Origin of the sequence: Luteimicrobium subarcticum (assembly GCF_002798015.1) — a bacterium.
Classification (GTDB): Bacteria; Actinomycetota; Actinomycetes; order Actinomycetales; family Cellulomonadaceae; genus Luteimicrobium; species Luteimicrobium subarcticum.
On sequence record NZ_PGTZ01000009.1, the window covers coordinates 138515 to 152409 of the forward strand.

At 74.0% G+C, this 13895-nt stretch carries 14 protein-coding genes and 1 riboswitch; of the genes, 6 read left to right on the top strand and 8 right to left on the bottom strand.

Annotated elements, in window-relative coordinates; translation table 11 throughout:
* Window positions 1-7 precede the first annotated feature (7 nt).
* The 3 genes from CLV34_RS11260 to CLV34_RS11265 all read left to right on the top strand — a co-directional run bounded on the left by CLV34_RS11260 (window position 8) and on the right by CLV34_RS11265 (window position 1783).
* Window positions 8-886 carry a PhzF family phenazine biosynthesis protein gene (locus tag CLV34_RS11260; RefSeq protein ID WP_100350410.1) on the top strand — a complete coding sequence of 293 codons (879 nt, stop codon included), beginning with the start codon at window positions 8-10 and terminating at the stop codon, window positions 884-886.
* A gap of 127 nt (window positions 887-1013) precedes the next feature.
* On the top strand, window positions 1014-1178 hold the full coding sequence (locus tag CLV34_RS16415) for a hypothetical protein (RefSeq protein WP_157803816.1): 165 nt from the start codon (window positions 1014-1016) through the stop codon (window positions 1176-1178).
* Complete coding sequence (locus CLV34_RS11265) at window positions 1175-1783, top strand: P-loop NTPase family protein (RefSeq protein ID WP_245859187.1); 609 nt, start codon at window positions 1175-1177, stop codon at window positions 1781-1783. The genes CLV34_RS16415 and CLV34_RS11265 overlap by 4 nt, the downstream gene beginning before the upstream one ends.
* Here the strand turns inward: CLV34_RS11265 and CLV34_RS11270 are convergent.
* Window positions 1774-2220: a (deoxy)nucleoside triphosphate pyrophosphohydrolase gene (locus tag CLV34_RS11270; protein ID WP_100350411.1), complete on the bottom strand. Its 447-nt coding sequence runs from the start codon at window positions 2218-2220 to the stop codon at window positions 1774-1776. The two genes, CLV34_RS11265 and CLV34_RS11270, sit on opposite strands and share 10 nt — an antisense overlap.
* Window positions 2221-2255: 35 nt before the next feature.
* Window positions 2256-2489 (bottom strand): LuxR C-terminal-related transcriptional regulator, encoded by a 234-nt coding sequence (locus CLV34_RS11275; protein WP_100350412.1) that lies wholly within the window; start codon window positions 2487-2489, stop codon window positions 2256-2258.
* A gap of 293 nt (window positions 2490-2782) precedes the next feature.
* Here CLV34_RS11275 and CLV34_RS11280 point away from each other — a divergent pair, with 293 nt between their 5' ends.
* Window positions 2783-3718 (top strand): aldo/keto reductase, encoded by a 936-nt coding sequence (locus tag CLV34_RS11280; protein ID WP_100350413.1) that lies wholly within the window; start codon window positions 2783-2785, stop codon window positions 3716-3718.
* A 9-nt stretch (window positions 3719-3727) separates the two neighbouring features.
* Here the strand turns inward: CLV34_RS11280 and CLV34_RS11285 are convergent, their stop codons facing one another.
* The 4 genes from CLV34_RS11285 to gcvPB form a co-directional block, all read right to left on the bottom strand.
* The gene (locus tag CLV34_RS11285) at window positions 3728-4492 is read right to left on the bottom strand and encodes a ThuA domain-containing protein (RefSeq protein ID WP_100350414.1); all 765 of its coding nucleotides are present in this window, start codon (window positions 4490-4492) and stop codon (window positions 3728-3730) included.
* Entirely contained in the window at window positions 4489-4869 is a 381-nt protein-coding gene (gene gcvH, locus CLV34_RS11290) for a glycine cleavage system protein GcvH (protein ID WP_100350415.1), read from the bottom strand. The genes CLV34_RS11285 and gcvH overlap by 4 nt, the downstream gene beginning before the upstream one ends.
* Window positions 4870-4882: 13 nt before the next feature.
* Window positions 4883-6073 (bottom strand): glycine cleavage system aminomethyltransferase GcvT, encoded by a 1191-nt coding sequence (gcvT, locus tag CLV34_RS11295; protein WP_100350416.1) that lies wholly within the window; start codon window positions 6071-6073, stop codon window positions 4883-4885.
* A gap of 97 nt (window positions 6074-6170) precedes the next feature.
* Window positions 6171-9290: an aminomethyl-transferring glycine dehydrogenase subunit GcvPB gene (gene gcvPB / locus CLV34_RS11300; protein ID WP_100350417.1), complete on the bottom strand. Its 3120-nt coding sequence runs from the start codon at window positions 9288-9290 to the stop codon at window positions 6171-6173.
* Between the two features lie 215 nt (window positions 9291-9505).
* Window positions 9506-9617, bottom strand: a riboswitch (glycine riboswitch).
* A gap of 156 nt (window positions 9618-9773) precedes the next feature.
* Between gcvPB and CLV34_RS11305 the strand changes: the two genes are divergently transcribed.
* A complete protein-coding gene (locus CLV34_RS11305) occupies window positions 9774-10067 on the top strand; it encodes a hypothetical protein (RefSeq protein ID WP_100350418.1) in 294 nt (97 codons plus the stop codon).
* Window positions 10068-10070: 3 nt separating this feature from the next.
* On the opposite strand, the gene CLV34_RS11310 is transcribed toward CLV34_RS11305, so the two are convergent.
* Together CLV34_RS11310 and CLV34_RS11315 are read right to left on the bottom strand one after the other, a co-directional pair.
* On the bottom strand, window positions 10071-11297 hold the full coding sequence (locus tag CLV34_RS11310; RefSeq protein WP_100350419.1) for a pyridoxal phosphate-dependent aminotransferase: 1227 nt from the start codon (window positions 11295-11297) through the stop codon (window positions 10071-10073).
* 50 nt (window positions 11298-11347) lie between these two features.
* Window positions 11348-12001 carry a TetR/AcrR family transcriptional regulator gene (locus CLV34_RS11315; RefSeq protein ID WP_100350420.1) on the bottom strand — a complete coding sequence of 218 codons (654 nt, stop codon included), beginning with the start codon at window positions 11999-12001 and terminating at the stop codon, window positions 11348-11350.
* Between the two features lie 182 nt (window positions 12002-12183).
* Here CLV34_RS11315 and CLV34_RS11320 point away from each other — a divergent pair, with 182 nt between their 5' ends.
* Window positions 12184-13773 (top strand): MFS transporter, encoded by a 1590-nt coding sequence (locus CLV34_RS11320; RefSeq protein WP_245859188.1) that lies wholly within the window; start codon window positions 12184-12186, stop codon window positions 13771-13773.
* The last annotated feature ends 122 nt before the right edge of the window (window positions 13774-13895 follow it).

The following is a 13895-nucleotide window of genomic DNA, read 5'->3' on the forward strand; positions in this document are numbered from 1 at the left end:
TCGGGGGATGACGCACACCTTCTCGCAGGTCGACGTGTTCACGGCTGTCCCTTATCTCGGTAACCCGGTGGCGGTGGTGCACGACGCGGACGGGCTCTCCGACGCCGACATGGCCGCGTTCGCACGCTGGACGAATCTGTCGGAGACGACGTTCCTGCTGCAGCCGTCCGGGGAGGGTGCGGCGGCGGGCGCGGACTACCGCCTGCGCATCTTCACGCCGACGGGCGAGCTGCCGTTCGCCGGCCACCCGACGGTCGGCTCGTGCCACGCCTGGCTCGCCGCGGGCGGTGTGCCGGCCCGGGACGGCGTGGTCGGCCAGGAGTGCGGTGTGGGCGTCGTCGCGATCCGGCGGTCGGTCGCAGCGGGCGGCGGTGAGCGGCTGGCGTTCGCGGCACCGGGGCTGCGGCGGGACGAGCCGGTGGCGGACGACGTCCTGGCGCGGCTCGTGACGGCGCTCGGCGTCCCCGCGGACGCCGTCGTCGATCACCGCGTCCTGGACAACGGGCCCGAGTGGACGGTCGTGCTGCTCGACTCGGCCGAGCGGGTGCTGGCGCTCGCGCCGGACTGGTCGGGCGTCCGGGACGACGTGCGTGCGGTCGGCGTGGTGGCTCCCGCCCCCGAGGGCGCGGGGGTCGCGTTCGAGGTACGCGGGTTCGCGCTCGACATGGGCATCCCGGAGGACCCGGTGACGGGCAGCCTCAACGCGTCGGTCGGCCAGTGGCTGCAGTCCGTGGACCGCGCCCCGGCGTCCTACGTCGCGGCGCAGGGGGCGCGGCTCGGGCGCGCGGGGCGCGTGCACGTCACGCGGGACGCGGAGGGGACGGTGTGGGTCGGGGGCGACGCGGTGACGTGCATCCGGGGCGAGGTGCTGATCCCCGCCCACTGATCCGCGCGCACCTGGCCGCGCGACCCGTCTGCACGCCCTCGCCCGGGGGCGGACTCTCGTGCGTCCGACCTCGCCGACGGGGGCCTTCGCGGCCCAGACCCCGTCCGTGAGGGCCTAGTCTCGGAGCATGGCCAGCACGGACACGGACGGCTCCCCGCCGGCCGGGCGACGCCGAGGTCGCGACGTCGACCTCGCGACGCTCGAGGCGCTCTCCCGCCCGTCGCGGGTCCGCCTGTGGGACCTGCTGGTCGTCGGCGTCCCACCGGTGCCGCCTCGCGGCGCGTCGGCGTGACCGTCCTGGGGGCCGACGACGACGTGGTCGCCGCGCTGGGTCACGTCCCGCGGCGGGTCGCGGTGGCCGGGGTGTCGGGGTCGGGCAAGACGACGCTCGCAGGACGCGTGGGCGCCGTGCTCGGGCTGCCGCACACGGAGATCGACGGTCTCTTCCACGGTCCGGGCTGGACGCGCCGACCGGAGTTCCTCGACGACGTGGCCGCGCTGCTCGCCCAGGACGCGTGGGCGGTCGAGTACCAGTACCGCCAGGTCCGTCCGCGGATCGCGGAGCGGGCCGAGGTCGTGGTGTGGCTCGACCTGCCGACACGGGTGACGATGTGGCAGGTGGTGGTCCGGACGGTCCGGCGGCGCGTGCGGCGCGTCGAGCTGTGGAACGGGAACCTGGAGCCGCCGCTGTGGACGCTCGTGCGGCGGTCGGACGAGAACATCGTCTGGTGGTCGTGGAGCACCCGGCGGTCGCTCGACGGGCTCGACGCGCACCTGGCCGCTGAGCACCCTCACCTGGTGGTCGTGCGGCTGCGCAGCCACCGCGCGGCGGACCGCTGGCTGCGGCGGCTCGGGGCGTCTGCAGGGAGCGCGGCGGACCGACCCGGTCAGGGGTAGCGCGCGACGAGCGCCTCGACGATCGGGACGTCGCCGTCCAGCCACGGGACGTCGAACCAGTGCCCGCGCGGCAGCCACCGGATCTCGTCGTGCACCTCGATGGCCGCGGGCTCACCCACCACGACGCGGGCCAGCCACAGACGCATGACGTGACGCTCGGTGATCGGCCAGGCGCCGTCGTCCGGCCCGGTCACCTCGTCGAACAGCTCGACCTGGACCCCGAGCTCCTCGACGAGCTCGCGCCGCAGCGCCTGCTCGGGCGTCTCGCCGTCGTCGACCTTGCCGCCGGGGAACTCCCAGCGGCCCGCGAGCTCGACCGGTCGGGACCGGCGGCCCGCCAGCAGCGTCGTCGGTGACGCAGGGTCGTCGACGAGGGCAGCGGCCACGACGAGACGTCGTGCTGTCGCGTCAGGTGCTGTCGCGTCAGGTGCAGTCACGCCGGCAAGTCTCGCACCCGGGGACGTGCCCCCCGTCAGCGCAGGCCGACCTCGCGCGCCCACTCGAGCGCCTCGGCACGCGTGGAGACACCGATCTTGCGGTACAGGCTGCGGACCTGCGACTTGATCGTGTTGCGCGTGACGAAGAGCTGGGTCGCGACCTGCTCCAGGGTGATGTCCTCCGACAGGTGCGACAGGACGACGCGCTCACGCCGGGTGAGCGGGGTGGCCAGGTCGGTCGCGGGGCGGGAGAGCTCCATGATGCTCATCAGATCCTCCAGGTGTGCTGCCGGGCCGCCGGGAAACGGCCCGACCAGCCAGAACGGTCTTGGTACTGGGAGAGACGACGCCGGTCATCGTTCATGACGCGACTTCGCCGAACTTTTTTCTCGAGCTGGAGATCGTCCGCCGCCCACGGACGCCCCTGTCCGCACAAGCCCCAGTTTTTCAATGAACTCGCACGTTCAGCCACCGGTGCGTTACCGGATCGTGATGTCCACCGTTGTTCGGAGCGGTCGCCGGTCCGGACGGGTCGCCCGGTGCACGGATCTAGGCTGGCCCGGTGCGCCACGTCGTCCTCGGTCCCACCGGCCTGGTCGTCCCCGAGATCTCGGTGGGCGCGGCGACGTGGTGGGACGACGCCGGCGTGCCCGTCGAGACGTCGGACGCCCTCGCTCGACGGGTCCTGAGCGGCGCTCGCGCCGACGACCCGCGGTACCTCGACACGTCGAACAACTACGGGGCCGGCGAGAGCGAGCGCCGCATCGGGCGCGTCCTGCGATCACTCGGTGGCGTGCCCGACGGCGCGACGATCCAGACGAAGGCCGACCGCGACATGGCGACGGGCGACTTCTCCGGGACGCGGGTGCGGCGCTCGCTCGAGGAGTCGATGGAACGTCTCGGCGTCGACCGGCTGCCGCTCGTGTTCCTGCACGACCCGGAGAACGTCGCGTGGAACGCGGCCTGGTCCGCGGACGGCGCGGTCGCCGCACTCGTGGCCGCGCGCGACGAGGGGATCGTCGGGCACCTCGGGATCTCGGGCGGACCGGTCGGCATGCTCGCCGACTACGTGCGCACCGGCGTCTTCGACGTGCTGATCACGCACAACCGGTGGACGCTCGTCGACCGCGGCGCGGACGCCCTGCTGACGCTCGCCCGCGACCGCGGGCTCGGGGTGCTCAACGCCGCGCCCTACGGCGGCGGGATGCTCACGCGGTGGCCCCTCGACCGGGTGCGCTACGCGTACGGCGACGCGCCGCGCGCCCTGCTCGACGCGGCCGACGCGATGGGCCGGATCGCCCACGAGGCCGGCGTGCCCTTCGCGGCCGTCGCTCTGCAGCACTCGACGCGGGACCCGCGGATCGACTCGACGATCGTCGGGATGCGCGGGGTCGACGACCTGGACGCGACCCTCGCGCTGCTGGACGTGGACGTCCCCGACGACCTGTGGGCCGCGATCGGCGCGGTCCCGCTCGACCCGTCGACGTTCCAGCGCTGACCCGACGCGCTAGCCCGCGGGACGAGCGGTGCGTCGCAGCGGTGACGTCGCGGCTCGCGCCACGAGCCACAGGGCCTCGCGGCGCAGGAGCTCGCGGCGGAAGGGGTCCCGCTGGGCGCGGACGTCGTGGCCGAGCGCGTCGTACACCGTCCGGCCGCCGTGGGCCGTGTGCACCCAGACGAGCGGGTGGTCGGTGCCGTCGAGCCGGTGGGACGCCAGGACCCGTGCCCGCGGGTCGACGTCGAGGGCGCTGTACGCCTCGTCGTCGGCGACGCACGCCGACCGGCCGAAGGCAGCCGTCACCGGGTGGGAGCGGCCCGCCGGCCCGGTCACGCCGGCCGCCGCGAGGTCGACCGCGAACGGACCCCGCTCCGGGTGCCAGGACACGCCGTCGACCCACCGCCCGCCGACGACGTCCGTCCAGCGGGCCTCGTCCGGCGTGCCCTCGAACGTGCGGATCCCCTGGTGCAGGACGAGCAACGACCCTCCGTCGCGGGCCCAGGCGGTCAGGCGGCCCGCCGCGGCGGACCACAGCACGTCGGGCCCGTCCACGTCGTCGTCCCGGGCGGCGCGCGGCAGGCACGCGTCGACCACCACGAGCGCCACGTCCGCGAGCTCGTCGAAGACGCCCGGGAACGTGCCCCGCACGGCGACGTCCAGACCGGCGCCCGCGAGCACGAGCGCGACCTCGTGCGACGTCGCGGCCGTGTCGTGCCACGGGTCCTCGAACCGGCCGCGGCCGGACACCACGAGGACCCGTGGCGCGGAGGTCACTCCCCGACCTGCGCCGCGTACTCCTCGGCCGACAGCAGCGGACCGGTCTCGGTGACGTCGACCGTGAACAGCCAGCCGTCCGTGTACGGGGCGGTGTTCACGAGCGACGGGTCCTCGACCGCGGCGTCGTTGATCCCGACGACCGTGCCCGTGACGGGCGAGAACAGCTCCGAGACGGACTTCGTCGACTCGATCTCGCCCACGACCGCGCCGGCCGTGACGTCGTCGCCGACCGCCGGCAGCTCGAGGTAGACGATGTCGCCGAGTGCGTCCTGCGCGGTCTGCGTGATGCCCACGACCACGGGCTCGGACCCGTCGATCCACTCGTGCTCGACGGTGTACTGCAGGTGGGCGGGGAACTTCTGCGGGTCGGCCATGAGGCGCATCCTCTCAGTCGGTGGGACGGGTGTAGAACGGCAGCGGGACCACGACGAACTCCTCCTCGCGACCCCGCACGTCGACGGACAGCGCGGTGCCCTCGGCGGACACCTCGGGCGTCACGTAGGCCATCGCGATCGGGTGGCCCAGCGTCGGGGACGGCGCCCCCGACGTCACGCGGCCCACCACGACCTGCGGCTCGTGGTGCGACACCACGACGTGCTGGTCGGCGCGGGCCGGACGGCGACCCAGCCCCTTGAGCCCGACGAGCACGCGAGCGGGCTCCGACATCTTGCGGGCCTCGAGCGCGGCCCGGCCCACGAACTCGACCGGGTTGCCGTCCGCGTCGCACTTGTCCAGCCGGACGACGCGACCCAGGCGGGCGTCGTAGGGCGTGGTCGTCGTCGTCAGCTCGTGCCCGTACAGCGGCATGCCCGCCTCGAGGCGCAGCGAGTCGCGCGCCGACAGACCGGCCGGGACCAGCCCGTCGGGCTCGCCCGCGCCGAGGAGCGAGCGCCACAGACCGACCGCGTGCTCCGCCGGGACGAAGAGCTCGAAACCGTCCTCGCCCGTGTATCCCGTGCGGGCGACCAGGGCCTCGACGCCCGCGACCGTCGCCGCGATCGCCGCGTAGTAGCGCAGGCCGCGCACGGCGTCCGCGTCGCCCGCAGAGAGGCCCGCGACGATGTCCTCCGCCCGCGGGCCCTGGACCGCGATCAGCGCCGTGGCGCCGCTCTCGTCCACGACCTCCGCGTCGAACGGCGCGACACGCTCCGCGAGCTCACGGGCCACCAGCGGCACGTTGCCCGCGTTCGCGACGACCATGAAGTGCTCGTCGCCCAGGCGGTACACGACCAGGTCGTCGAGGACCTCCCCGTGCTCGTTCACGATCATCGTGTACCGGGCACGGCCCACCTCGACCTTCGAGAGCCAGCCCACGAGCGCCACGTCCAGGGCGTGCGCCGCCTCCGGGCCGCGCACGTGGATCTCGCCCATGTGCGACAGGTCGAACAGTCCCGCCGCCTCCCGGACCGCGCGGTGCTCGGCCAGGTCGCTCGCGTAGCGCAGCGGCATCATCCAGCCGCCGAACTCCGTGAGGCTCGCGCCCAGCGACTGGTGCTCGTCGTACAGCGCCGTGCGCAGGGTCGCGTCGGCAGGGGCTCCTGCTGCGTCGGCAGCGGGCGTGTCGGAGGGGGTCGTCATCGGTCCGTCCTTCCGGGTCCGGTCGTGGTGCTCGGTGCCGTGCTGTCGGTCGCGCCGGTCGTCGGGCGGTCCGTCGGGTGCGACGCTACCGGCGCCATCAGCCCGCGGACTCGTCGAACGCCGTCACCGGCGGGCACGAGCAGACCAGGTTGCGGTCACCGAACGCGCCGTCGATCCTGCGGACCGGCGGCCAGTACTTCGTGAGCAGCGCGTGGCCGGACACCCCGGCGGCCTCCTGCCGCGAGTACGCCGCGTCCCAGTCGTCCCCGAGCAGCGCGCCCGAGGTGTGCGGCGCCCCGCGCAGCGGCGAGTCCGCCACCGCCCACCGGCCCGACTCGACCTGGGCGATCTCGCCCGAGATCGCGACCATCGCGGCCACGAACCGGTCGAGCTCCGCGAGGTCCTCGCTCTCCGTGGGCTCCACCATCAGGGTGCCCGGCACCGGGAACGCCAGGGTCGGCGCGTGGAAGCCGTAATCCATGAGCCGCTTCGCGACGTCCTCGGCGGTCACGCCCGTGCGCTTGGTGATGTCCCGCAGGTCGAGGATGCACTCGTGCGCGACCAGGCCGTTCGGGCCCGTGTACAGCACGGGGAAGTGCTCCTGCAGTCGCGTCGCCACGTAGTTCGCGGTGAGCACCGCGCCCTCCGTCGCCGCCTTCAGGCCGTCCGGGCCCATCGCCGCGATGTACGCGTACGAGATCGGGAGGATGCCCGCCGACCCGTGCGGCGCGGCCGACACCGGCACGGACGCGTCCGCGGCCGCCCGCAGCGGGTCGCCCGGCAGGAACGGGACGAGATGCTCCGCGACCGCGACCGGACCGACACCCGGGCCACCGCCGCCGTGCGGGATGCAGAACGTCTTGTGCAGGTTCAGGTGCGACACGTCGCCGCCGAACTGTCCCGGGCGCGCCACGCCCACCAGCGCGTTGAGGTTCGCACCGTCGATGTACACCTGACCGCCCGCCTGGTGTACGAGGTCGCACACCACGCGGACGTCCTCCTCGTACACGCCGTGCGTCGACGGGTACGTGATCATGATCGCCGCCGTCCGCGGGCCGTGCTCCGCGAGCTTCGCGCGCAGGTCGTCCAGCAGCACCGACCCGTCCGGCGCCGTCGCGACGACCACGACGCGCATCCCCGCGAGCGCCGCCGAGGCCGCGTTCGTGCCGTGCGCGGACGCCGGGATCAGGACGACGTCACGGTCGCCCTCACCGCGGGAGCGGTGGAAGTCACGGATCGCCAGCAGGCCCGCGAACTCCCCCTGCGCGCCCGAGTTCGGCTGCACGGACACCGCCGCGTAGCCCGTGATCTCCGCCAGCCGGCGCTGCAGCGAGTCCACCAGCTCCGCGTAGCCGGTGGCCTGGTCGGCCGGGACGTACGGGTGCATGTCCGCGAACGCCGGCCACGAGATCGGCTCCATCTCGACCGTCGCGTTGAGCTTCATGGTGCACGAGCCCAGCGGGATCATCGTGCGGTCCAGCGCCAGGTCCTTGTCGGACAGCGCGCGCAGGTAGCGGAGCATCGACGTCTCCGACCGGTGCGCCGAGAACACCGGGTGCGTCATGTAGTCCGTCGTCCGGAGCATCTCGTCGGGCAGCGCGCTCGTCGGCGCTACCGAGGGGGAGGAGCCGGCGGCGCTCGGGCTACCATCCGCGTCGCTCGTTCCTCGCGCCGCTCCCGCCAGGCCCGCCACGCCCTTCGCCGCCGCCGGCTCTTCCCCCTCGTCCGCTCCCGTGCCCTCGCCCGCGTCCGCGCCCGTCGTGTCGCGCGCGTCCGCGATCCGGCGCTGGACGGCCTGCGACGCCGTCTCGCCGTAGGCGGTCCAGCCGACCGTGGCCGTAGCGCCGGCCGCGGTGGCGATCGCCTCGGCGACGGCCTCGACGGTGGCGAGGGTGGTCGTCTCGTCGCACGCGACCTGGACGTGGTCGGCGTCCGGGACGTGGACGTTGACGCCCGCGTCCGCGGCGGCGGCACGGGCGGCAACGGCCTGGCCCGGGACCAGCACGCGGACCGTGTCGAAGAAGACGTCGTGCTCCACGGTGAGGCCCGCCTGGCGGAGCGCCTGTGCGAGGACGACCGCGCGGCCGTGGACGCGCGACGCGATCTCCCGGATGCCGTGCGGGCCGTGATAGACGGCGTACATCGACGCGACGATCGCGAGCAGGGCCTGCGCCGTGCAGATGTTGGAGGTCGCCCGCTCGCGGCGGATGTGCTGCTCGCGGGTCTGGAGCGCGAGGCGGTAGGCGGGGTTGCCGTCCGCGTCGACCGACACGCCGACCAGGCGTCCGGGCAGCGACCGCTCGAGGCCCTTGCGGACCGCCATGAACGCGGCGTGCGGACCGCCGTAGAACAGCGGGACGCCGAAGCGCTGCGCCGAACCGACCGACACGTCGGCGCCGAGCTCGCCCGGCGACACGAGGAGGGCGAGCGCCAGGAGGTCCGCGGCGACCGTGACCAGCGCACCGGCGTCCTTCGCGGCCGCGATCACCGGGCGCAGGTCGCGCACCTCCCCCGACGCGGCGCACTGCTGCACGACGACGCCCACGAGCGTCTCGTCGCCCAGGTCGGGGAGACCGGATGACAGGTCCGCGACGACGACGTCCAGCCCGGCGGCCGCGGATCGTCCGCGCGTCACCGACAGGGTCTGCGGGAAGAGCTGGTCGTCGAGCACGACGACGCCCTCACCGGACTTGCCGGTCTTGTGCGACCGGAACATCAGGGCGACGGCCTCGGCGACGGCGGTCGCCTCGTCCAGGAGGGACGCGTTCGCGATCTCCAGGCCCGTGAGGTCCTCGACGACCGTCTGGAAGTTCAGGAGCGCCTCGAGCCGGCCCTGCGAGATCTCCGCCTGGTAGGGCGTGTACGACGTGTACCAGGCGGGCGACTCGAGCACGTTGCGGCGGATCACCGGCGGGGTGATCGTCCCGTAGTAGCCGAGCCCGATCATCTGCGTCTTGACGATGTTCTTCGCGGCGATCGCGCGGAGGTCGGCCGTGACCTCCGACTCCGTGCGCGCGGGCGGCAGGTCGAGCGGGGACGTGTCGCGGATCGTCGCCGGGATCGCGGCGTCGATCAGGGCGTCGAGCGTCGGGTAGCCGACGACCTCGAGCATCCGGGCCACGTCACCGTCGGGACGGTCCTGCGTGTCCGTGCGCACGCCGCGCGGACCGATGTGACGGAAGGGGAAGTGCTCGCGGTCGAACGCAGTGGACTTCACGAAGAGCTCCCGGGGTCGCGGGGACGGACGCGGCCCGGCGGGACGCCGGACGCGCAGGCCCTCCCCGCTCTGTCATCGGACGCGCAGCATCCACCTGAGAGTTTTGCCGGTCCGCCGTGGCGGGACCGTGGTCCTGCCCGGGGCGCGCCGACTTGCACCGTCGGTGGGTGGACCCGGCCGGCCAAGCCGTCGGGACCACCGCTTTCCAGAGTTGCCTCGCCGTGCCGGTACGGGGGCCTGAGAGATTCCCGGGGAGGACTTGCTCCTTCGGCGCCGGACGACGACCGCGCGAGGCGGACGACAGCCGGACTCTCCCGACACGGTTCGAGTGGCTCGAAGCTGAAGTTGTGCCCCCATCGTACCGGTCGTGCACGTCCTCCCAGCGGTCGTCCGGACGGGCCCCAGCGGTCGCCGGGGCAAGTGGGCCGTCCGAGAATCGAAGGACGCGCCGACGACGACGCGGACGACCACGGGAGGACGGCCATGACCACCACACCGGACGGCGAGTGGAGCACGTCGGAGATCATCTCGAGCGAGGAAGGCCTCACCGCGGAGACGGGGGGCGCGACGCCGGGGAACGGGCCAGAGGGCGTCGACCTCGACGAGTCCGCGGACGAGGTCGCCGAGCGCGGCGCGGAGGTCGCCGAGGAGTCGGGCCGCGTGACGAGCCCGGGCCCGGACAGCACCGACGCCGGCGGCGTCGCGCAGGAGCTCCCCGAGGGGACGGGTCGCACACCCGGCCCGGGGCCCGAGGAGACGGACGTCGAGCGCGGCTGAGCGTCAGCGCCGGCGCAACCCATCCTGCCACGCGACGATCCGGTCGACCGCCTCGGCGACCGTCGCGGGCGCCGCGGCGAAGCTGAGACGCACCCAGTCGTCGCCGTGCGCGGGGTCGAAGTCGGTCCCGGGCGTGATCGCGACACCCGTGTCGGCGAGCAGCCGCTCGCAGTACGCGACCGACCCCGGGATCCCTGCGTCCCGCAGGAATCCCGACACGTCGCCGTACAGGTAGAACGCGCCGTCAGCGGGGGCGACGCGGTCCCAGGCCAGGTCGGGCGCCCGTTCCAGCAGACGCGCGCGGGACGTGGCGTACGTGGCGACGTTCGCCGCCGCGGCAGCGTACGACGCCTCGGAGAAGGCGGCGACGGCGGCGTGCTGCGCGAGCGCCGGCGGGCACAGCGCGACGTTGCCGGCGAGCGCGTCGACGGGCGCGACGAGGTCGTCGGGCAGGACGAGCCAGCCGAGCCGCCACCCCGTCATCGCCCAGTACTTGGAGAACGAGCTCACGACGACCGCGCCCCGGTCGCGGTGGCGCGCCGCGGTCGCGGCGCCGGCCCGGTCGTCCGTGGAGGCGGTGTCGGCAGAGGCGGGGCCGCCGTACGTGATGCCGTGGTAGATCTCGTCGGACACGAGCCGGACGTCGTGGTCGGCGCACCAGTCGACGAGGGCGTCCAGGGCGTCGGGCTCGATCATCGTCCCGGTCGGGTTGGCGGGGCTCGCGACGACGACCCCGGCGAGCGGGCCGTCCGCGTGCGCGGCGGCGAGCTGCTCGGGCGTCGGCTGGTACCGGGTCGCGGGGCCGCAGTCGAGCTCGACGACCTCGCAGCCGAGCGCGACGAGGATGTTGCGGTAGGCCGGGTAGCCGGGCCGGGCGAGCGCGACGCGGTCGCCGACGTCGAACGCCGCGAGGAAGGCGAGGACGAAACCGCCCGAGCTCCCGGTCGTCACAGCGACGTGGCCCGGGTCGAGCGCGACGTCGTACCAGCGGGCGTAGTGCTGCGCGATCTCGCTGCGCAGCGCGGGTGCGCCGAGCGCCTCGGTGTAGCCGAGGTCGCCGCTGCGCAGCAGCTCGATCGCACGCTCGCGCACGGGCTCCGCGGCCCCGGACGACGGCTCGCCCGCGCAGAGGTTGAGCACCGGTTCGCCAGCGGCGCGGCGGGCGTTGGCGGCGGCGAGGACCTCCATGACGGCGAACGCGGGCACGTGGGACCGGGCGGCGACCTTCATGCGTCGACTCTCATGGGGTCAGTGTGCCGTGCATCCGGTGTGCCGTGGCTTCAGCCTGCGGCAGGCCGGACGTCCGCGGGCGCTCCGTAGCGCATGCCGTCCAGCACGAGCCGCAGGACGCGCTTCGTGCTGTCGGGGTCGTGGGCCGCTGCCGCGGCGAGGCACATGCCGGACACGCTACGCATGATGTCGAAGGCGTCGACGTCCGGCCGCACGACGCCCGCGCGCTGGGCGTCGCCGAGCAGCTCGCCCGCCACGCCCATCATGCGTCCGCTCTGCTCGCGGAAGACGTCCTCGGACTCAGGCCCCATCGCGTCGCGCATCGCGGCGGCCATGCCCTTCTTGCGGGCGACGTAGGCGACGAACTGGTCGAGCCAGGTCGCGAGCGCCTCGAACGGCTCTCGGCTGCCGCGCATCGCGGCGCCACGGGAGACGATGTCCTCGACGCTCTCGCGGTAGACCTGCTCGATGAGGCACGCGCGGGTCGGGAAGTTGCGGTAGAGCGTCCCGACGCCGACTCCCGCGCGGCGCGCGATCTCCTCGAGGGACGCCTCGGCGCCCTGCTCGCCGAACACCTCGGTCGCGGCCGCGACGAGCTTCGCGCGGTTGCGTGCCGCGTCGGCGCGCAACGGGCGCGGACGCGCGACCTCCTGCGCCGACTCGGACTGCGGGTCGGCAGGCGCCGTCGCCGTGCCGTTCTCCATGTCGATCCACCTCCATGACGACGTCCTCCCCAGCGAGGCCGGGTAGCCACCGGCCACCTGGTCGGGGGGCCGTCGGGAAGACACGTCGAAGATACCTCTTGCGTAAGTGGAGGATGCCTCCGTATAGTCATCTTCCGGAGGCTCTCTCCACTTATCCCCCATCTTACGACGCGGAGGCCCCAGTGTCTGCATCTCCCCTCTTGCCGCGTCCCGCCGCCCCGACCGCCGCACCCCGCGCGCGGTCGCCCCGGCTGGTCCTCGCCGCCATCCTCACGACGCAGCTCATGATCGTGCTCGACGCCACGATCGTGAACGTCGCCCTCCCCGACATGCAGAAGGCCCTCGACTTCACGCCCAGCGGGCTGTCGTGGGTGCTCAACGCCTACACGCTCGCCTTCGGCGGGCTCCTGCTGCTCGGCGCCCGCGCCGGCGACCTCCTCGGCCGCCGCCGCACCCTCCTCATCGGTATCTCCCTCTTCACCCTGGCTTCGCTGCTCGGCGGTTTCGCCCAGGGTTCCGGGGAGCTTCTCGCCGCACGCGCCGTCCAGGGTGTCGGCGCCGCCCTCGCCGCACCGTCCGGCCTGGCCCTGCTCATGGGACGGTTCCCCGAAGGCCGCGAGCGCGCCCGCGCGCTCGGCTACTACGCCGCCGTCTCCATCGGCGGGTCCGCCGTCGGCCTCATCGCCGGCGGGCTCCTCACCCAGTGGGTCTCGTGGCGCTGGGTCTTCTTCGTGAACGTCCCGATCGGCATCGGGCTCGTGCTCCTCGCCCGGGCCGTCCTGCCCGAGACGCCGCGCAACCGCGGTCGCTTCGACCTGCTCGGAGCCGCCACGTCCACGCTCGGCATGACGTCCCTCGTCTACGGGTTCATCCGCGCCGCGAGCGACGGCTGGTCCGACCCCACGACGGTGCTCGCGTTCGTCCTCGGCGCGGTCCTGCTCGGGACGTTCGTCCTCGTCGAGCTCCGCGCGGCCGCGCCCATCACGCCGCTGCGGATCTTCGCGCACCGCACCCGCTCCGCCGCGCTCGTCGCCCGCATCATGCTCGTCGGCGGGATGATGGGGATGTTCTTCTACCTGACCCTGTTCCTGCAGAACGTGTTCGGGTACTCCCCCATCCAGGCCGGCCTGGCGTTCCTGCCCCTCACGGCCGTGCTGTTCGCGTTCTCGCGGATCAGCGCAGCCCTCATGACGCGCGTCGGGCTCCGGCCGCTGCTCGTCGGCGGGCTCACGGTGTCGACCGTCGCGCTCCTGGTGCTCTCGCAGCTCCAGGCCGACTCGTCCTACGTCGGCGTCCTCGTGCCGCTCGTGCTGTTCGGCATCGGCAACGGGCTCGCGTTCGTGCCGCTCACCGCGGCCGCGCTCACCGAGGTCGAGCCGCAGGACGCCGGTGCGGCGTCCGGGCTCGTCAACGCGACCCAGCAGGTCGGGTCGTCCCTCGGGCTCGCGGTCCTCGTGACCGTCGGGTCGGCCGCGGCGACCCACGCCCGGCCCGTCGGGGCGTCTCCCGCCGAGGTGGCGCAGCACGCGTTCGTCGTGGGTGCCGACCGCGCGTTCCTCGTGTCCGCGCTGTTCCTCGCCGCGAGCGCCGTCCTGCTGGGCCTCGCAGTGCGTCCGGCGCGGGCACGGGCGGCAGCACCGGCCGCCGCGCCCGCGGCGTCACGGGTGGTCGCGGAGCTCGCCGACGGTCCGGTGATCGTCGCCCCGGAGGACGCGTCCGCGCTCTTCGAGGAGGAGATGGCCCGCGCCGCGGTCCGTCCCGCGGAGGCCTGACCCTCCCCACCGGCGCAGGCCCGACCGCTCCGCGGCCGAGTCCGTCGCCTACGCAACGGCCCTTCGCGTGCGCTCCAGCGCACGCGAAGGGTCTTTGCGTAGGCAAGGTCACCCGGTGAGAC

What these genes read in the sequence shown, in the direction of transcription:
- CLV34_RS16415 (WP_157803816.1), top strand. Translation starts at nt 1,014, where the DNA reads ATGGCCAGCACGGACACGGACGGCTCCCCGCCGGCCGGGCGACGCCGA.
- CLV34_RS11260 (WP_100350410.1), top strand. Translation starts at nt 8, where the DNA reads ATGACGCACACCTTCTCGCAGGTCGACGTGTTCACGGCTGTCCCTTAT.
- gcvT (WP_100350416.1), bottom strand. Translation starts at nt 6,073, where the DNA reads ATGACGACCCCCTCCGACACGCCCGCTGCCGACGCAGCAGGAGCCCCT.
- CLV34_RS11305 (WP_100350418.1), top strand. Translation starts at nt 9,774, where the DNA reads ATGACCACCACACCGGACGGCGAGTGGAGCACGTCGGAGATCATCTCG.
- CLV34_RS11275 (WP_100350412.1), bottom strand. Translation starts at nt 2,489, where the DNA reads ATGAGCATCATGGAGCTCTCCCGCCCCGCGACCGACCTGGCCACCCCG.
- CLV34_RS11310 (WP_100350419.1), bottom strand. Translation starts at nt 11,297, where the DNA reads ATGAAGGTCGCCGCCCGGTCCCACGTGCCCGCGTTCGCCGTCATGGAG.
- CLV34_RS11315 (WP_100350420.1), bottom strand. Translation starts at nt 12,001, where the DNA reads ATGGAGAACGGCACGGCGACGGCGCCTGCCGACCCGCAGTCCGAGTCG.
- gcvH (WP_100350415.1), bottom strand. Translation starts at nt 4,869, where the DNA reads ATGGCCGACCCGCAGAAGTTCCCCGCCCACCTGCAGTACACCGTCGAG.